This window comes from Pseudomonadota bacterium, from assembly GCA_034660915.1.
Lineage (GTDB): Bacteria > Desulfobacterota > Anaeroferrophillalia > Anaeroferrophillales > Anaeroferrophillaceae > DQWO01.
This window is the reverse complement of the sequence record JAYEKE010000160.1, coordinates 14,598-32,765: the sequence shown is the minus strand read 5'-3', so window position 1 is coordinate 32,765 and position 18,168 is coordinate 14,598. Positions and strand designations below refer to the sequence as shown.

Here is an 18,168-nt window from a genome sequence, read left to right as displayed (position 1 = left end):
AGTGGCGGTTATCCGTCTCATACTCAACATGGGCCGTGGCTATGGTAATTCCCCGCTCACGCTCTTCCGGCGCCCGGTCAATCTCATCAAAGGCCGTATACTTCGCCTGGCCTTTCAGTGCCAGAACTTTGGTGATCGCTGCGGTTAAAGTCGTCTTGCCATGATCAACATGACCTATGGTGCCAATGTTTACGTGCGGCTTCGTCCGCTCAAATTTCGCTTTTGCCATCGCTCACTCTCCTCAGTATCGCTTACTTGTGCGGCCTACCTCTATAGTAGACAGTCAATTATTCAGCTTCCATCCAAAAATCAGTAATTTCCGGATGGGCCATCAGCTCTTAGCTTTCGGCTATCAGCTATCAGCTTAACCATTACTTATACACTGTTTTCCTGAAAGCTGATGGCTGAAAGCGTTTATCAGGAAACGGCAGTTTCCGGATGAACACTATTTATATTCATGGGCTGCTGTGCCCGATAATCTCTTCGCTAATTGTTTTGGGAACCGATTCATAACAGGAAAACTGCATGCTGTAGGTTGCCCTTCCCTGGCTCTTGGACCGCAGGTCAGTCGAATAACCAAACATCTCCCCCAAAGGTACGTGCGCATTGACAACCTGGGCCCGACCGCGGGCTTCAATCCCCAGAATCCGGCTGCGGCGGGAATTAAGGTCTCCCATTATATCACCGAGAAATTCTTCCGGAGTTACCACTTCAACTTCCATGATCGGCTCCAGAATTATCGGTTTAGCCTGACGACAACCGGCTTTAAACCCCATTGAACCGGCAATTTTAAACGCCATCTCGGATGAATCAACATCATGGTAAGAACCATCTACCAGAACAACCTTAACATCCACCACCGGATAGCCGGCCAGCACCCCGGTTTTCATGGCCTCCTGAACCCCGTTCTTCACCGCCGGGATATACTCTCTGGGGACCACCCCACCAACTACTTTATCTTCAAAAACAAATCCTTCACCAGGAGGCAGGGGTTCCAGCCGAAGCCATACATGACCGTATTGACCCCGCCCTCCGGACTGTCTGACAAAACGTCCCTCACTCCTGACGGCGGCACTGATGGCTTCCCGGTAGGCAACCTGCGGTTTACCGATATTAGCATCAACCTTGAACTCACGCCGCAAACGGTCAACAATAATTTCCAGGTGCAACTCACCCATCCCGGAAATAATCGTCTGCCCGGTATCCTCTTCGGTTTCAACCTTGAAGGAAGGGTCTTCTGCTGCCAGTCTTCCCAGGGCAAGCCCAAGTTTATCCTGGTCAGCTTTACTCTTCGGCTCAATGGCAATGGAAATCACCGGTGCAGGAAACTCCATGGCCTCGAGGATCACCGGGCTTTTTTCATCACAGAGCGTATCCCCGGTACTTGATCTTTTCAAACCAATAGCCGCGACAATATCGCCGGAATAAACCTCTTTCACATCTTCCCGCTTATTGGCATGCATCTTGAGCAGTCGCCCGATCCGCTCCTTGCGAGAGCGGCTGGAATTCAAAACGCTCATCCCCGAAGAAAGCACCCCGGAATAAACCCGCAGGAAGGCCAGCTGGCCGACAAAAGGATCCGTGAAAATTTTGAATACCAGGGCGGCAAATGGAGCACTGTCATCCGCCGGCCGCTCCACTTCTCGATCACTGACCGGGTCCATGGCCGTCATGGCTTCCACATCGAGAGGAGATGGCAGATAATCAATGATCGCATCAAGCAACGGCTGCACCCCCTTATTCTTGAAGGCTGAACCGCACAAAACCGGCGTCAGTTTGATGGTCAGGGTCAACCGCCTGATAAGCTGCCTCATCTCTGCCGGAGAAACTTTCTCTCCTTCCAGGTAGCGGGAGGCAAAATCATCATCGAGATCAGCCAGAATTTCAGCCATAGCTTCCCGATATTCATCAACCTGTTCCCGCAGGTCAGCAGGTATTTCCCGAATTTCGTATTCTACTCCCAAAGAGCCCGGATCGTAATAGATGGCTTTTTCTTCGATCAGGTCTATTATCCCGACGAACCGCTCTTCCGCCCCGATGGGCAGCTGTACCGGAAGCGGATTAGCTCCCAGGCGGTCTCGCATCATGGTAATACCCCGACCAAAGTCGGCCCCGACACGATCCATTTTATTAATAAACGCAATCCGCGGCACCTGGTATTTATCTGCCTGGCGCCAGACGGTTTCTGACTGGGGCTCAACCCCGCCAACCGAGCAGAATACCGCTATGGCACCATCAAGCACCCGCAGGGATCGCTCAACTTCGATAGTAAAATCAACATGACCGGGGGTATCGATAATATTGATTCGGTGATCGTGCCAAAAGCAGGTGGTCGCTGCCGAGGTAATGGTAATACCCCGTTCCTGTTCCTGCTCCATCCAGTCCATGGTCGCCGTACCATCATGGACTTCGCCGATTTTATGAGAAATGCCGGTATAGTACAGTATCCGTTCGGTGGTCGTGGTCTTGCCGGCATCTATATGGGCCATAATGCCGATATTGCGCTGCCGCTCCAGAAGATATTGACGAGCCACGGCGGTTCACTGCCTCTCCTACCAACGGTAATGGGCAAAAGCTTTATTGGCTTCAGCCATTTTATGGGTATCTTCCCGCTTCTTGACCGCGGCACCCCGGTTATTGGCCGCATCCATGAACTCAGCCGCCAGTTTCTGTTCCATACTCTTCTCACCCCGGGAGCGGGCATAAGCAATCAGCCAGCGAATGGCCAGGGCAACCTTGCGTTCCGGCCGCACCTCAACCGGGACCTGGTACGTTGCCCCACCAACCCGGCGTGATTTCACTTCCACCTGCGGCTTCACATTCTCCACCGCTTTTTTAAAAACCCCGAAAGGCTCATCTTTGCCGCGTTCGCCAACGATTTCAAGCGCCTGATAAAACATGTTCTGAGCGACGCTTTTTTTGCCATCCAGCATCAGCCGGTTGACAAACTTGGCTACCAGCACATCACGATATTTGGGATCAGGAATGACCTCTCTTTTGGGTATATCTCGCCTTCGGGACATCTTTTACACCTCAATCAAAATACCCATACCGGGCATGCATAAATTCACGACACTTATTTAGGGCGCTTGGTTCCATATTTTGACCGTCCCTGACGGCGGTCCTGCACCCCGACGCTGTCCAGGGTTCCCCTGATCACATGGTAGCGAACCCCGGGCAAGTCCTTAACCCGGCCACCCCTGATCATTACCACTGAGTGCTCCTGCAGGTTGTGTCCTTCACCGGGGATATAGGAAGTTACCTCAAAACCATTTGTCAACCGCACCCTGGCCACTTTCCGCAAGGCGGAGTTGGGTTTTTTCGGCGTGGTGGTATATACTCTGACACAAACCCCCCGCTTCTGCGGAGATGCTTTCAAAGCCGCTGCCTTGGTCTTCTTTTTTATCTCTTCCCGGCCTTTTCGGACCAACTGATTCAATGTGGGCATACTGCATCACTCCAGATATAATATTTAGGCAAAAACCTTGAGAAAAACCCGAGCAAGCTATCAACAAAAACAGGGAAAGTCAAGCTATTTTTCTGGTACTTCAGGTTCCGTGAAACCCGATTCATCCCGCAGCGTTGCCAGATTTGCCTTGGCCGCCTCCTGCTCCGGCCAGAGCGCCAGCGACCTTTTGTAATGAGCAATCGCCTGCTTAGTTTCGCCGAGATAGCGGGCCGCCATGCCCAGATTACTGCAACTTACCGATAAAGCCCGTTCATAGCGCTCAAAAGGCCGCAGAACAATATCATCTTCTTCCTTATCCCGGCGGGAGGCCTTCAACCTGGCGATCTCCTCCACCGGCGGTCTATGCTCCGCCAGCCAGGAACTGAAAATCTGTTCACTGTTTTTAAAATAACTGATCGCTTCCCGGATTTTTTCCGCCGTCACTTCCGACGGCTGTTTCGGATCCGGCTTCAGCTGCCCGTCGCCATAAATACCCACCCGCAAATGAACCGTACCAATGCCGTTCAGAACAATACCATAGTAATAATCCTGATCGAGATTGATCCCGGGGATCGCCTCCAGCATTGTTTTAGCCTGCCGGTACTCCCGTAAGGCACCGGCAAAACTGCTGCGAATCAACTTCTTCTCGCCGGAGGAATAATGGCGCATGGGAGCTTTATAGCTGGCATCCTGGCCGAGACTGCGCAACTGAATAGAGCGCCAGAGAAAAAAGAGCACCACCAGACTGATCCCGGCAACCACCATGGCCACTATCCGCATGGTTTTATTGAAAGTAAGCAGGTTCCGGATAAAACTCATCTATTCAGGTTTCTTCCCCAAAGCAAAAATCAGCTTTTTTAAATGATAATCACCCCGGCTTTTCCGGGACAAAAAAGACTCTGCCGGATCGCCCAGGCTGGCAAAGGAAGCGAGATATATAGGTAATGCAACCTTTTGTCAACCACAAAAATGGTCCACAAAATGGACCAAGCAAATAAGTTGACAAAACAGTGGCTATATATTATGTTTTGAGCTGAATGAATGAATGGATGACTGACAGCTGAAGGCTGATTGTTCAACTTACATATGATTTTAGCTCTGACAAACAGAAAAATGGAGGTCCCGGAAAATCATGAAGGTCGGTGAAGTAATGAATCCTGAGGTAATTACCGTCACCCCGGACCACCGGGTATGTGATCTCATTGAGCTGTTTCAGGAAAAAGATATTACCGGGGTCCCGGTAATTGACGATGATAAAATGGTCGGCATCATTTCAAAGAAAGACATCCTGCCGCTGGTGGCTTCTTTTGATATCGATTTTGAAACCCCGGAGAAACTGAAGCGAACCTGTGCCTACAAGGTTAAAGATTACATGAAAACAGAAGTCATTTCCGTCCCCCCGGTGGAAGCCATTGAAGCCTGCGCCATGATCATGATCAATAGCAACATCAACCGGTTACCGGTAATAGAAGGCGGAAGCCTCCTGGGCATCGTCACCCGGGGGGATATTTTGAAGGCCCTGGCCGGCTGCAGCTGCTGCACGATATAATAATGGGATACGGGATAAGGTATAAGGTTTAAAAGATTCAACTTTCCTACATGGCTTAACCGGTTAAATTAACCGCTATTTTCAAGTGGCAGATTCACAAAAATAAGGGACTTAAAACCGCTGAAATCGGCGGTTTTTACCTTGCACCTTTTACCTTGCACCTTTATCCTTTCTCTCACATCATTCCTCCGAAAAAGCTGTTATAAGCCAGCTTCTGCAGCGCTTCAACACTGATCAGGGCTTCCCGCAGTGATTCATGCTCATCTTCAGACAACACCGATGGATCGAGATAATAATCATACGTCGTCCCGGCAACAATAGCCTCCACTTGGGAAATCATCTTGGCCCTGGTCAGCACCAGGTAGGCCTTCTGCAGCCGCTCGGCAAGCTCCCGGTCAAAATAGTGCCCGGCCTCCAGAGCCTTAAGGCGGGAAATAGTATTGGTGGCGGTTATCCCGTATTTCAAGGCAAAGACCCTGGTGGTCATGATCAAAGGAGCCCAGCCGAATAACTTGACGTTAAATTTACCGGCATGGGTCCCGCTGCGCTCAAGGCGAAATCTTTTAAAGAAATTGAGGGCGACGGATGACATGACCGCGCTGCGGGCCATGGTCATCAAGGCATTAAAATGATTATGGATCATCGTATGAACCTTGGCGTGAAAACGGTCACCAACCGCCTGGGAGCCACAGCAATAAGCGACATCCATAAGGATAATGATGCGCAGCAGGTTTTCCTGGTCCTGGTTAGCGAATACCTTCTCCATCATCTCCCGCCACTCGGAGTAGGAACCCCGCCAGTGGTCGTTGACCGGCATGATATTGCCGGTACATAAAGCAAAGCCGGCAGTATCCAGATCATCTACCGCCTGTCTGGCAAAGTTTTTGAAATAAGCGTCAATATCGGTTGACCCCCCGGTCTCATAGACCAGGGCGTTATCCTGGTCAGTAAAAAAACTCTGCTCCCGCCGGCCGTCACTACCCATGTTGAACCAGGCAAAGGGACATGGAGGTGGCCCAAGCCGCTCCACCACCAGGTCGATCACTTTTTCCGTGATCCGATCCCGATAGTAGGTAATCACCTGGTGCAGTTCCATCACCCCGATATGGCGAAGAAAAAGCTCCACCGCTATGTTATTCAACGACCGATGCAGAGCAACCAGTTCCTCCAGGGAACGGGAGGCATTGATGCGACGGACCTGAACAACAATCTCATGCCAGCGCTGTTCAAGATATTTCTGCCGGTCAGCCAGCACCTGGCGGGCATCATCCATGACCAGCAGACGTTCTTTTAAAGTCGGGAAATAGAGCTGTTCACGCTTTCCGGCAACCGCCTCAATGAGTAACTGATCGCGCCGGCCGTCGTCTGCCGCTTTAAAATCACGATACAGGGAGATAAAATCTTTCGCTTGATAGGTAGTTGGCATTGTTTCCGGTCACAAAATATTAGCAAGGACTTCAGGGCGTGTTCAGTTTCTCTTCTTTTCCCTATAAGTAATGATAAACCAAAAATGGTGGAAAATCCACAAAAATAAAGAAGGGGCGCATAACGCGCCCCTTCCTTAATCTGGTTAAAAGTTAAACTATCATCAACCTAGCCAAATTTCACCCCATGCACCTGCTCGTGGAGAAACTTGCGGATTTCCTCAGATGGCGGCGGGGTCATCGAGGAAACGATAATATTGGTAATCAAAGCCACCGGCATCAGGATCAGTGACGAAGAGGTGAACGGAATCAGCTCGGACAGAAAGGTACCCTTGCCGGCACCCCTCCCCCAGAAGAAGAAGAAAACCGTAAGACCAAGACCCGTCAGCATGCCGGCGATGGCACCATATTTGTTGGCGCGGCCCCACCAGATCCCCAGCAGGAAGGTAGGAAAGATGGTATTCCCGGCAATGGCGAAAGCCATGGCGACAATCTGGGCAATCAGAGCGAACGGCTTCAAGGCGAAAATAATAACAACCAGCCCGAGACCAAAAACGGCAACCTTGGAAACCACCATCCGGGATTTTTCAGAGGCATCAGGATTGATAACCCGGTAGTAGATATCATGGGCAACCGCCGAACCCGCTGCAATCAGCAGACCGGAAACCGTGGAGAAAGCCGCCGAAATGGCCCCGGCAGCCAGATAGCCGCAGAACCACTGGGGCAGCCCGGCCCGTTCAGCAGCCAGAACGACAATGGCGTCGGCCAGTTCCTTCCTCGGCACCATGCCCATCTTGGCAGCCATGACCCGGGCGAAGTTGGCGTAAGCCGGTGAACTCCAGTAGAGCAGACCGATAAAGAACAGGCCCCAGACTACTGACCAGCGGGCGTCACGGGTATTAGGCACAACGTAGAAACGGGAGAGCACGTGCGGCAGACCAGCAGTCCCCACCATCATGGTAAAACACAGGGCAATCCACTTGTACATAGAACTCACACCCCAGGGCGCCACGAATTTCACGTTGGCTGCGGCAATTTTAGCCGCCAGTCCCGGAGCCAGAGCCGCGGTAGCGTCCTGACCAATGCCGGCCGCGGTGGCATAAGTGTGTCCCAGATCCCACACCGCGGAGCCATAGCCGATTTCCGGGATCAGATAGAAATAGCCCAGTTTCCTGGCAATAAAAATCAGCGGGAAGATAAAAGCGGTAATAATAACCGTGTACTGGAACTGCATGTTCTTGGTAGCCCCGAGCATCCCGGCGATGATAATATAAGTCAGAACGACGCCGGTACCAACGATAACCGAGGTGGCATAGTTAAAGCCGAACACCCAGCTGAACATTAGGGCGATCCCCTTGTACTGGGCGATGGAGTAGGTTAAAGAAATTATAATCGCCGTCACGGCGGCAATAATCCGCGCCGCGTTGGACTCGTAACGGTCACCGATAAAATCGCCGGCGGTATATTTCCCGAAGCGACGGATCTGCCCGGCCATCAGCACCAGCAGCATAACGTAACCGCCGGTCCAGCCGAGGAGATAAGCCGTCGAAAAATAGCCCTTCAAATAGAGCAGGCCGGCCATACCCAGAAAACTGGCCGCACTCATCCAGTTACTGGCGATGGCGGCGCCGGCGCCCACCCGGCCGATACCACGGCCGGCCGCCCAGTAGTCATCCTGATCCTTGGCTTTATGGCCGACACCAATACCAACAAAAGCAACTAGAATAACGGCCAGAATAATCGCCGGTCCCAGCTTAAATCCAGTTTGTATTCCCATAATTTACCCCCTAGATATAAAATTTTTTAAATAGAGACAATCCAGCAGCAACTCCCACAGCTTAAATGTCACCTTTTTCATGCCGATCTTCCAACGCATCAACAAGAATATTAAACCAGATGCACAACAGGATATAGACGATGATCATAGCCTGAGCAGACCACCAGTAATGGAATGGGAAGCCCAGAAATCTCATGTTGGTGATAAAACTCTGACCTATGTCATTTGTCTGCACCAGCCGCAGCAGGATTTGAAACCCGAAGGTTCCCACCGCCCAGATCAACAGCATGAGCCAGATATACTTCGCCTCGGTCTTCATGAACTCGGTCTGAGGCTTGAAGATATTGATGTAATACTTGTTTTCAGCCATAATTTCTACTCCTCCTCCAAAAAGTTATATTCCCCTTTTGAGATAGCCCGAAAAAAAATAGTATAAAAGAACAATCAACTGCAATAAACGAAAGCCTGCACCCCTTTCAATTCACCTCCTTTCCTGAATCTCAACCACGGTGTACGCAACCCCCGGCAAAGGGAAATCGGTCCAATATAGTTGTCCTTATTGAACCTTAACATGGATAGTTAAAACATTGTCCTATGGATGTCAAGGAAAAAAAACGATATTTTATTACCATTTTTTCTTGCACGCTTTATCACAAAGGCGTACAATTAAAGTTATTTAGCCAACACAGATATAATCAACTAATATCATTAAGCAAATATGGAGAGGGAGTCAAGACAATGGAGAAAAATATCACCAGCGAAACGTTAATTTATGGAATTATCGGAAAGCCGGTAAACCATTCTCTTTCACCGAAAATTCATAACACCGTCTTTCGCCTGGCGGAAATTGATGCCGTCTACCTGCCTTTCCCGGTAGCACCGTCCCGGGTGGAGACTGCAATTGCCGGCCTCCGGGCCCTTAACATCAGTGGAGTCAATATTACTATCCCCCACAAGGAAACGGTCTTTAAATATCTGGACCAGCTGGATGATGCCGCCCGCCATATCGGGGCGGTAAATACCATCACCATCCGGGATGGGCGGTTGCTTGGAGCCAACACCGACTGGAGCGGTTTTGCCGACTCCCTGGAACGCCAGCAGCTGAATCCGGCCGGTCGGCGGATTGCCGTCCTTGGAAGCGGCGGTTCCGCCAGGGCCGTTCTCTACGCCCTGGGGGAAAATAATTGTAAAGAAATCGAACTCTTCAACCGAACATTTGAAAAAGCAGTGGCAATGACTGATAGTTTTAGCCGCATCTTTCCAAAAACCCGGTTCAAAGCCTGCCGGCTGGAGGACTTTTTTCAGGATGCCAAGCGGCAATCAGCCGCCAAAATCCCGGACATGGTCATTGACACCTTGCCTGGCAGCATACCTTTTGATCCGCCAGAATGGCTGCTAAGGGATGGCAACCAGGCTGTTTATTATACCATCAATTACGGCCCGGCGGCAGAACGAAAAAAAGCACCAGCCGGCTGGACGCGGATTGATGGCCTGGAAATGCTCATCCGCCAGGCCATGAGAAGTTTTCTCATCTGGATGGGAAATCGGTTTTCCCTGTCCGAGGCGGAAGCATTCTATGAAAAAGTTTATCGGGACCTGCAATCATCAACAGTAAGTTAAGCGATTAGCTTTTAGCTATCAGCGTTTAGCTTTAAAAAAGCAAGGTATTGCACTTATTAACAATAAAAATCAACTTTCTGACTTGCATTGCCATGGACATATTAGCAGGATGTTCGGACTTGGCTCATAGCGGTTATTGGCCGCCGAACGAATCACACGATGTGATTCGCGGCGGACGCCTCGGAAGCCGGCCATGGACGGCCGGCGAGAATGAGCGGGAGCCATGCCGGAACATCCCCCCGAAATTTATTTTTAGCTGTTTTTAGAACAACTCAGAAAGTTGATAATAGAACCTAACGGATGACAGTTTGTAGTAATAGTAACAGTAAAGATCATGTAATCATTGAACTAATGGCTAACGGCTAATCGCCAACAGCTCAATATCAGTATTGAGCTAACATATTCAACGGACAGAAATGGTTCTGTTTTAGCAGTTGATAAAAAATTTGGACATATGCACATGAGCCTCAAAAATAAACGGCTGGGGGAAATGCTGGTCAGCACCAAGCTGATCAGCGAAGCCCAGCTGAATCAGGCCCTGCAGGAACAGAAAATGAATGGCGGCCGGCTCGGCTCCAAGCTGGTCCAGCTCGGCTATATCAGTGAAGATGACCTGGTTAACTTCCTCTGTGTTCAGTACGGGGTGCCGGCAGTCAACCTGAAAGATTTTAAGATCGATGAACAGGTCGCCACCCTGATTCCCAACGACCTGGTCAATAAATACATGACCATCCCCATCAACCGGGTGGGATCAACCCTGATTGTCGCCACCTGCGACCCCACTAACATTTCCGCCATCGATGACATAAAGTTCATCACCGGTTACAATGTTGAAATCGTAGTGGCCTCGGAAACGATGATCAAAGGAACCATTGAGAAACTCTTTGATTCATCGTCCATGCTTGAAGATGTCATGTCCACCTTCGATGACAGCGAAATGGAGCTGATTCAGGAAGAAGAGGACCTGAATGTCTCGGAGCTGAAAAAGGAAACCGAGGACGCCCCGGTTATCCGCCTGGTCAACCACATCCTGGTGGATGCCATCCGCAAAGGCGCCAGCGACGTCCACCTGGAACCATATGAAAAGATGTTCAGGGTCCGCTACCGGATTGACGGGGTGCTTTACGAGGTGATGAAGCCGCCCATGAAACTGAAAAGCGCCATCACCTCCCGGGTCAAAATCATGTCGGAACTGGACATTGCCGAACGGCGACTGCCCCAGGACGGCCGGATCAAAATGAAAGTCGGCAAGGGCAAGACCATGGATTTCCGGGTCTCAGTCCTACCCACTCTCTTCGGTGAAAAAATTGTTCTGCGCCTGCTGGATCAGTCTAACCTGCAGCTGGATATGACCAAGCTGGGGTTTGAGGAAACACCCCTTAAACACGTAAAAGAAGCCATTTACCAGCCCTTCGGCATGGTTCTGGTAACCGGACCCACCGGTAGCGGCAAAACCACCACCCTGTATTCCGCCCTCAGTGAACTGAATAAAGTTTCAGATAATATTATGACCGCTGAAGATCCGGTGGAATTCAACTTGCAAGGGGTTAACCAGGTACAGATCAGGGAAAAGATCAAACTGACCTTTGCTTCGGCCCTCAGATCTTTCCTGCGCCAGGATCCGGATATTATCCTGGTGGGCGAAATGCGGGATCTGGAAACGGCTGAGATCAGCATCAAAGCGGCTCTCACCGGCCATCTGGTTCTCTCTACCCTGCATACCAATGACGCACCCAGCACGGTAACCCGGCTGATAAATATGGGAGTTGAGCCCTTTTTAATCGTTTCATCCCTGAACCTGGTCCTGGCCCAGCGGCTGGCCCGGAAAATCTGCCCCAATTGCCGGGAGCCCGCGGACATCCCGGTCAAAGCCCTGGTCCAGAGCGGCATGCCCGAAGAGGTAGCGACCGAGGCTACCTGTTACAAAGGTAAAGGCTGCAACGACTGTAACAATACCGGCTACAAAGGACGTATTGCCCTCTATGAAGTCATGCCGATGACCGAGGAGTTGAAAAGTGCGGTGGTTGATGGAGCCAATACCATTGAGCTCAAGAACATGGCGATCAAAAACGGAATGAAAACCCTGCGCCAGAGCGGACTTAGCAAAGTCCTGGAAGGGGTTACCAGCTTCAGGGAAGTATTGAGGGTAACTGCTAAGGATTAGAAAGCCGGAGGCTTTCTAATCCTTAGCAGTTAGCGTTTAGCTGTTAGCTATTAGCTATTAGCATTGAAAAATGTGGCTATGAGAGATTTTAGAAAACTTAAAGTTTGGGGAAAGGCTCATGGTCTTCAGGTCAATGAGGCAAAGAAAATGTTGAACAGCTTCATTCAAAAGCTAACTGCTAACAGCTAATAGCTGATTTCACGGAGTGAAATATTATGGCAACTTTGCATCAACTACTCAAAACCATGTACGATGAAGGTGCTTCTGATCTCCACATCACCTCGGCAACACCACCGCAGTTGCGGATCGACGGCAAGCTCTACCCTCTGGACCTGCCGCCTTTGACCCCGACAGATACCAAGCAGATGTGTTACAGTATTCTCACAGACACCCAGAAGCATCGTTTTGAGGAAGAAAACGAACTGGACCTGTCGTTCGGCATCAAGGGAATAAGCCGCTTTCGGGCCAATATCTTTGTTCAGCGCGGCACGGTAGCCGGGGCCTTTCGGGCCATTCCTTTTGAAATCAAGACATTTGAAGAGCTGGGACTGCCGCCGATCATCAAGGAACTGAGCAAAAAACCTTCGGGACTGGTCCTGGTAACCGGCCCCACCGGCAGCGGTAAAACCACCACCCTGTCGGCAATGATCGATCAGATCAACCGTGAACGCCACGAACATATCATCACCATTGAAGATCCCATCGAGTTTGTCCACCCGCACAAAAAATGCATCGTCAACCAGCGGGAAATAAAATCAGATACTGAAACCTTTGCCCAGGCCCTGCGCTACATTCTCCGTCAGGATCCGGACGTGGTCCTGGTTGGCGAATTACGGGATCTGGAAACGGTGGCATCATCGCTGACGGTAGCCGAAACCGGCCACCTGACCATGGCCACCCTGCATACCAACAGCTGCGCCCAGACCATCAACCGGATCATCGATATTTTTCCTTCACATCAGCAGCCCCAGATCCGTTCCCAACTCTCTTTTGTCCTTGAAGGGGTGATTTCCCAGCAGCTGCTGCCCCGCAGTAACGGTAAAGGCCGGGTTATGGCGATGGAAATCATGATCCCCAACTCGGCAATTCGAAACCTGATCAGGGAAGATAAAGTCCACCAGATATATTCCCAGATGCAGGTAGGACAAGCAAAATTCGCCATGCAGACCATGAACCAGTCGCTGGCCAATCTGTACCAGCGGGGATTGATCAGCTTTACCGATGCGCTGGGCAAAAGCAATGATCCAACAGAACTGCGCCAGATGCTCGGGAATCTGGCTATTTAATATGACCTGAAAACAATCGGTTCCAGGTCAATGCTTTCAGCCATCAGCTGTCAGCGTTCAGAAAAACATGGAACAGCTATCATGGCGTTACCAATAGCAGCTGAAAGCTGATCATCGATAATTTAGGAGAAAAAACTATGACTGTTTTTCTATGGCAAGGCAAGGACCGGCAAGGCAAAAAGGTGAAGGGAGAAATCGAAGCCCTGTCTGACAGTATGGTCATCCTCGGCCTGCGCAAAAAGGGAATAACTCAGGTCAAGGTCAAGAAAAAGCCGAAAGAAATCCAGATCACCCTGCCTTTTCTCAAGGGCCGGGTACCGGAAAAAAACGTGGTGGTCTTTACCCGGCAGTTTGCCACCATGATTAATGCCGGACTGCCGATCATTCAGTGTCTTGAAATCCAGTCATCACAGCAGGACCACAAGGAATTCCAACAGGTATTAATCACCATCAAGGAAAATGTCGAAAAAGGTGAAACCCTGGCCGAAGCCCTGCGTCATCATCCCAAGGTTTTTGATTCCCTCTACTGCAACATGGTAGATGCCGGGGAAATGGGCGGCGCCCTGGATGTCATCCTCAACCGCCTGGCCTTTTTCATGGAAAAGAACATGAAACTGAAGAAAAAGGTCAAGGGAGCCCTGGTCTATCCGGCCTCGGTGCTGTCAGTTGCGGTTATCGTCGTCGCCATCATGATGATTTTTGTTATTCCGTCCTTCCAGAAGATGTTTACCGGATTTGGCGCCGACCTGCCCTGGCTGACCCAGGTGGTGGTCAACATCAGTCACTTCATGCGCAACAATGTCCTGCTCATGATTTTCGGCCTGATTATTCTGGCCATTGCCTTCAGACAGATCTACAAAACCACCAAAGGCCGGACCTTTTTTGACCGGACATTTCTCAAACTGCCGGTTTTCGGCATCCTGCTGCGCAAGGTGGCGGTGGCTAAATTCACCCGCACCCTGGGAACCATGATCTCCAGTGGCGTGCCTATCCTTACCTCACTGGGAATTGTAGCCAAAACCGCGGGCAATATCATTATTGAAAACGCCATCATAGCCACCAAAGACAGTATCAGCCAGGGGAAAACTATTGCCGAACCGCTGGGGGACAGCGGTATTTTCCCGCCCATGGTGGTACAGATGATTTCGGTGGGAGAATCCACCGGCGCCCTGGATGACATGCTCAACAAGATCGCTGATTTCTACGATGACGAGGTGGATGCCGCCGTGGCCGCCCTGACTTCGATGATCGAACCACTGATGATGGTTTTCCTGGGCACGATACTGGGAACCATGATCGTCGCCATGTATCTGCCGATCTTCCAACTGGGCTCAGTGGTACATTAAAAAACATAGCTGTCAGCGATCAGCATTCAGCTATCAGCTTAATCTAAAACCCTGAGTTTTCAAGGCTGATCACTAACAGCTGAAAGCTGATCGCTACCTATGTCTTTCACTCCTAAAAGGATCCGAATTCTCCTGGCCTTCCGGGTCTGCATCGTCACCATCCTGCTGGGGATCCTGATTCTTTTTGATTTTACCTGGCCTGACAACAGCATTCCCCTTTCCTATTCCCTCTATCTGTACATTGCCCTTGTCTACCTGATCACCATCATCTACGCCGTGCTGCTCTATAAAAAGGTCAATCAGCAACGCTTTCTCTTCACCCAGCTGGCCATTGATGTCATCCTGATCAGCATCCTGTTGTTGCTGACCGGAGGATTCTACAGCCTTTTTTTTCCGTTGTACTATTTTATCATCCTTGGCAGCTCGCTCTTTCTTGAGCGGCAGAAGAACCTGGCATTACTGCTCCTCTGTTGCCTTTCATATACGGCGGTCATCATTTGTCACTTCTCCCCCCCGGCAAGCGATATCCTGGCCCTGCCGCTGCTGACAGCCAATGCCCACGGCACTTTTGCTTCCGCCCTTTTTCTGCGGCTGACATCATTTCTCATTTTCGCCTTCATTCTCCGGCTGATCACCCGGGAACACCAGAAAACCCGGGAGGCTCTAAAACAGAAGGAAAGCGACCTGGCGGAAATCAAGCGCATCAGTGATCATATTGTCCAGTCAATTGACAGCGGCCTGCTTACCATTGACAATCAAATGACTATCATTTCGCTGAACAAGGCCGGAGAACAACTGCTCGGCCGCTCTCTTTCATCAGTGTTGAAGCGCCCGCTGGATATGCTGATGCCGGAGCTGCCGGAATTACAGGAAGGGAAAGCCCTGCTTCGCCATGAGCTTGACTATCACCACCCGGACGGCAGGCGGCTGACCCTCGGCTACTCCATCACCGACCTGGAAAACGAAACCGGTGAGCAATTGGGAAAAATCGTAGTTTTTCAGGACCTGACTGAATTGAAAAAAATTGAACAACAGCTGAAGATTGCCGACCGACTGGCGGTGCTGGGACGACTTTCGGCCAGCATGGCCCATGAAATTCGCAATCCAATGGCCGCCATCCGCGGCTCGGTGGAAATGCTGCACAGCGAACTTAAGCTGGAAGATCCAACCCATGCTAAATTGATGCAGATTATTTTGCGGGAATCAGACCGGCTTAACCGCTTGATCGGCGATTTTCTCTCCTTCGCCCGTCAGGACAGCCGGGAACAAAAAAATATTGACCTGACAGCCATACTCAAGGATATCGTTTTTCTCTTCCGCAACCAGTTTCCCCGGATCAGCTTCGCTGAAACTTTTGCATCGGGAGAACAGCTGGTTAGCGGAAATCCCGATCAGATAAGGCAGGTATTCTGGAATCTCTACAAGAATGCCATCGAAGCAGTGGAAGAAGATGGCAGCATTAAGCTCAACAGTATAGTAAAGAAAAATCCCGCCGGATACGGGAAAAACAGTGAACCAGTCATCAAGGTCATCATTGAAGACGACGGCCCCGGGATTCCGGCTGAAGTGGCCGGCAATATTTTCGAACCATTCTTCACTACCAAAAAGGAAGGCACCGGCCTCGGCCTGTTCATCGTTTTTCAGCTGTTGAAACTCAACGGCGGCACCATCGCCATTCAAAATCCGGCAAGCAGTTCAGGATGCCAGACAATAGTAAGCTTCCCCCTGGCGAACGCTGCAAAAAAAATCCCTGAAGACTCCCGGCCGGCTGCCGATAGATAAGAGAGGTCTGTCTTGAAAAATGAAAATTTTCAGTAACTACTCAGCGTTTTTCAAGTTCTATACAAAATATTTAAACCACCCGTTCGCTAACGCTCACTAGAGAGCACAGAGCTGAGCTAATTAGTGTCTTTCTCTGTGAACTCTGTGTTCTCTGTGGTGAATAAAATATTACGCTGAACAGTTACAATTTTTATTTGATTGAGTACAAGGCAGGAGTACATTATTACAGCTGAATTGAGTGGTTAGCTAATCGTTTAACTTAGGTTATATTATAACCGCAGAGAACAAAAAGCAGGCTAAATCATAATGCTGCCATCCCCCAATTTAAATCCTCACGCCCAGCTTCTCATCGTTGATGATGAAGCCAGCATGTGCGAATTTCTGGAAATAATCCTGCAGAAAAACGGTTACCAGGTCAGCAGCCGGCAGTCGGCCCGGGAAGCCGTCAGAGATCTTGAAACCGGAACCTTCGACCTGGTAATATCCGACATCAATATGCCTGAGATGTCCGGGCTGGAACTTTTGCAGCTGATCAAGAAAAAAACGCCAAGCACCGAAGTCATCATGATTACCGCCTATGCCTCCACCGATACCGCCATCCAGGCAATGAAGCGGGGTGCTTATGACTATATTATCAAGCCCTTCAATAACGATGAAATCCTGCTGACCATCGAAAAGGCCCTGAAGAATTCACAGTTGCAAAGGGAAAACCGGCGACTGCAGCAGGAACTGGAAAAACGCTACGGCTTTGGCAACCTGATCGGCAAAAGCCCGGCCATGCTCAAGGTCTACGAATTAATCCAGCGGGTGGCCCAGACCAGAGCCAACATCCTGGTTACCGGCGAATCGGGCACCGGCAAGGAACTGGTTGCCCGGGCCATCCATTACACCGGCCCCCGCAAGGACCAGCCCTTTGTCACCGTCAATTGCGGCGCCATCCCCGAGCAGCTGATGGAAAGTGAGTTTTTCGGCCATGAGAAGGGGGCCTTTACCGGGGCGAGCAAAACCAGGGACGGCTATTTCGCCGCTGCTGACGGCGGCACCATTTTTCTGGATGAGATCGGTGAAATCCCCCCGGCCCTGCAGGTAAAACTGCTGCGGGTAATTCAGGAAAAAAGTTTCATGCGAGTGGGAAGTACGATGGAACGGGCGGTGGATGTCCAGGTGCTTTCGGCCACCAACCGGGAGCTGGAAGAGGAAGTCAACAAGGGAAATTTCCGTGAAGATCTTTTCTACCGGCTGAATGTCATCACCATCAATCTGCCACCGCTACGGGAGCGGGGCAGCGACATCCCCCTGCTGGCCAGGCATTTTCTCCAGCAATACAATCAGGAATATGGGCGCGGCATCGGCGATATCAGCCTGGACGCCATCAACATCATGCTGAACTACGGCTTTCCGGGCAATGTCCGGGAGCTGGAAAATATTATTGAGCGCGGCGTCATCATGGAAACAGGCACCGCCATCACCCCGGCCAGTCTGCCACCGGCCATGACCAGGCCGGCAAGCAATGGAACCGGAGTCGACCTGCGGCTGCCGGAAGACGGCCTTGACCTGGAAAAAACTCTGGCCGAATTAGAACTCCAGCTCATCAACCAGGCGCTGGAACACTGCGACCACAATAAGACTAAGGCGGCCAAGCTCCTCGGCCTTTCCTTCCGCTCTTTCCGCTACCGGCTGGAAAAACTTGACCTTTAGCCTTGAACCTTATACCTTGCACCTTTAGCCTTTAGCCTTTAGCCTTATACCTTACACCTTTAGCCTTTAGCCTT

At 50.6% G+C, this 18,168-nt stretch carries 16 protein-coding genes; 7 read left to right on the top strand and 9 right to left on the bottom strand.

What is annotated here, in order from left to right; all coding sequences use genetic code 11:
* The 5 genes from U9P07_09465 to U9P07_09445 form a co-directional block, all read right to left on the bottom strand.
* The coding region (locus U9P07_09465) for a GTP-binding protein (GenBank protein ID MEA2109633.1) at positions 1-229 on the bottom strand (229 nt) is incomplete at its 3' end.
* A gap of 226 nt (positions 230-455) precedes the next feature.
* A complete protein-coding gene (gene fusA / locus U9P07_09460; protein ID MEA2109632.1) occupies positions 456-2,534 on the bottom strand; it encodes an elongation factor G in 2,079 nt (692 codons plus the stop codon).
* Between the two features lie 18 nt (positions 2,535-2,552).
* The gene (rpsG, locus tag U9P07_09455; protein ID MEA2109631.1) at positions 2,553-3,023 is read right to left on the bottom strand and encodes a 30S ribosomal protein S7; all 471 of its coding nucleotides are present in this window, start codon (positions 3,021-3,023) and stop codon (positions 2,553-2,555) included.
* A gap of 53 nt (positions 3,024-3,076) precedes the next feature.
* The gene (gene rpsL, locus U9P07_09450) at positions 3,077-3,448 is read right to left on the bottom strand and encodes a 30S ribosomal protein S12 (GenBank protein ID MEA2109630.1); all 372 of its coding nucleotides are present in this window, start codon (positions 3,446-3,448) and stop codon (positions 3,077-3,079) included.
* A gap of 84 nt (positions 3,449-3,532) precedes the next feature.
* Positions 3,533-4,267 carry a tetratricopeptide repeat protein gene (locus tag U9P07_09445; protein MEA2109629.1) on the bottom strand — a complete coding sequence of 245 codons (735 nt, stop codon included), beginning with the start codon at positions 4,265-4,267 and terminating at the stop codon, positions 3,533-3,535.
* A gap of 313 nt (positions 4,268-4,580) precedes the next feature.
* Here U9P07_09445 and U9P07_09440 point away from each other — a divergent pair, with 313 nt between their 5' ends.
* Positions 4,581-4,997, top strand: a complete 417-nt coding sequence (locus tag U9P07_09440; protein MEA2109628.1) for a CBS domain-containing protein — start codon at positions 4,581-4,583, stop codon at positions 4,995-4,997.
* A gap of 175 nt (positions 4,998-5,172) precedes the next feature.
* On the opposite strand, the gene U9P07_09435 is transcribed toward U9P07_09440, so the two are convergent.
* The 3 genes from U9P07_09435 to U9P07_09425 form a co-directional block, all read right to left on the bottom strand.
* The gene (locus U9P07_09435; protein ID MEA2109627.1) at positions 5,173-6,423 is read right to left on the bottom strand and encodes a DUF294 nucleotidyltransferase-like domain-containing protein; all 1,251 of its coding nucleotides are present in this window, start codon (positions 6,421-6,423) and stop codon (positions 5,173-5,175) included.
* A gap of 167 nt (positions 6,424-6,590) precedes the next feature.
* The gene (locus U9P07_09430) at positions 6,591-8,198 is read right to left on the bottom strand and encodes a VC_2705 family sodium/solute symporter (GenBank protein ID MEA2109626.1); all 1,608 of its coding nucleotides are present in this window, start codon (positions 8,196-8,198) and stop codon (positions 6,591-6,593) included.
* 61 nt (positions 8,199-8,259) lie between these two features.
* Complete coding sequence (locus U9P07_09425; GenBank protein ID MEA2109625.1) at positions 8,260-8,568, bottom strand: DUF4212 domain-containing protein; 309 nt, start codon at positions 8,566-8,568, stop codon at positions 8,260-8,262.
* Positions 8,569-8,936: 368 nt separating this feature from the next.
* Here U9P07_09425 and U9P07_09420 point away from each other — a divergent pair, with 368 nt between their 5' ends.
* Positions 8,937-9,818 carry a shikimate dehydrogenase gene (locus U9P07_09420; protein MEA2109624.1) on the top strand — a complete coding sequence of 294 codons (882 nt, stop codon included), beginning with the start codon at positions 8,937-8,939 and terminating at the stop codon, positions 9,816-9,818.
* Between the two features lie 69 nt (positions 9,819-9,887).
* Here the strand turns inward: U9P07_09420 and U9P07_09415 are convergent, their stop codons facing one another.
* Entirely contained in the window at positions 9,888-10,043 is a 156-nt protein-coding gene (locus U9P07_09415) for a hypothetical protein (protein ID MEA2109623.1), read from the bottom strand.
* Positions 10,044-10,272: 229 nt separating this feature from the next.
* Here U9P07_09415 and pilB point away from each other — a divergent pair, with 229 nt between their 5' ends.
* The 5 genes from pilB (at position 10,273) to U9P07_09390 (ending at position 18,094) form a co-directional block, all read left to right on the top strand.
* Entirely contained in the window at positions 10,273-11,982 is a 1,710-nt protein-coding gene (gene pilB / locus U9P07_09410) for a type IV-A pilus assembly ATPase PilB (protein ID MEA2109622.1), read from the top strand.
* A 215-nt stretch (positions 11,983-12,197) separates the two neighbouring features.
* Entirely contained in the window at positions 12,198-13,268 is a 1,071-nt protein-coding gene (locus U9P07_09405) for a type IV pilus twitching motility protein PilT (protein MEA2109621.1), read from the top strand.
* 137 nt (positions 13,269-13,405) lie between these two features.
* Positions 13,406-14,614, top strand: coding sequence for a type II secretion system F family protein (locus U9P07_09400; GenBank protein MEA2109620.1), 1,209 nt, complete (start codon positions 13,406-13,408; stop codon positions 14,612-14,614).
* A 99-nt stretch (positions 14,615-14,713) separates the two neighbouring features.
* Positions 14,714-16,396 (top strand): ATP-binding protein, encoded by a 1,683-nt coding sequence (locus U9P07_09395; protein ID MEA2109619.1) that lies wholly within the window; start codon positions 14,714-14,716, stop codon positions 16,394-16,396.
* Between the two features lie 306 nt (positions 16,397-16,702).
* Complete coding sequence (locus tag U9P07_09390) at positions 16,703-18,094, top strand: sigma-54 dependent transcriptional regulator (GenBank protein ID MEA2109618.1); 1,392 nt, start codon at positions 16,703-16,705, stop codon at positions 18,092-18,094.
* The last annotated feature ends 74 nt before the right edge of the window (positions 18,095-18,168 follow it).

What these genes read in the sequence shown, in the direction of transcription:
- rpsG (MEA2109631.1), bottom strand. Translation starts at nt 3,023, where the DNA reads ATGTCCCGAAGGCGAGATATACCCAAAAGAGAGGTCATTCCTGATCCC.
- rpsL (MEA2109630.1), bottom strand. Translation starts at nt 3,448, where the DNA reads ATGCCCACATTGAATCAGTTGGTCCGAAAAGGCCGGGAAGAGATAAAA.
- U9P07_09445 (MEA2109629.1), bottom strand. Translation starts at nt 4,267, where the DNA reads ATGAGTTTTATCCGGAACCTGCTTACTTTCAATAAAACCATGCGGATA.
- U9P07_09440 (MEA2109628.1), top strand. Translation starts at nt 4,581, where the DNA reads ATGAAGGTCGGTGAAGTAATGAATCCTGAGGTAATTACCGTCACCCCG.
- U9P07_09435 (MEA2109627.1), bottom strand. Translation starts at nt 6,423, where the DNA reads ATGCCAACTACCTATCAAGCGAAAGATTTTATCTCCCTGTATCGTGAT.
- U9P07_09430 (MEA2109626.1), bottom strand. Translation starts at nt 8,198, where the DNA reads ATGGGAATACAAACTGGATTTAAGCTGGGACCGGCGATTATTCTGGCC.
- U9P07_09425 (MEA2109625.1), bottom strand. Translation starts at nt 8,568, where the DNA reads ATGGCTGAAAACAAGTATTACATCAATATCTTCAAGCCTCAGACCGAG.
- U9P07_09420 (MEA2109624.1), top strand. Translation starts at nt 8,937, where the DNA reads ATGGAGAAAAATATCACCAGCGAAACGTTAATTTATGGAATTATCGGA.
- U9P07_09415 (MEA2109623.1), bottom strand. Translation starts at nt 10,043, where the DNA reads ATGGCTCCCGCTCATTCTCGCCGGCCGTCCATGGCCGGCTTCCGAGGC.
- pilB (MEA2109622.1), top strand. Translation starts at nt 10,273, where the DNA reads ATGCACATGAGCCTCAAAAATAAACGGCTGGGGGAAATGCTGGTCAGC.
- U9P07_09405 (MEA2109621.1), top strand. Translation starts at nt 12,198, where the DNA reads ATGGCAACTTTGCATCAACTACTCAAAACCATGTACGATGAAGGTGCT.
- U9P07_09400 (MEA2109620.1), top strand. Translation starts at nt 13,406, where the DNA reads ATGACTGTTTTTCTATGGCAAGGCAAGGACCGGCAAGGCAAAAAGGTG.
- U9P07_09395 (MEA2109619.1), top strand. Translation starts at nt 14,714, where the DNA reads ATGTCTTTCACTCCTAAAAGGATCCGAATTCTCCTGGCCTTCCGGGTC.
- U9P07_09390 (MEA2109618.1), top strand. Translation starts at nt 16,703, where the DNA reads ATGCTGCCATCCCCCAATTTAAATCCTCACGCCCAGCTTCTCATCGTT.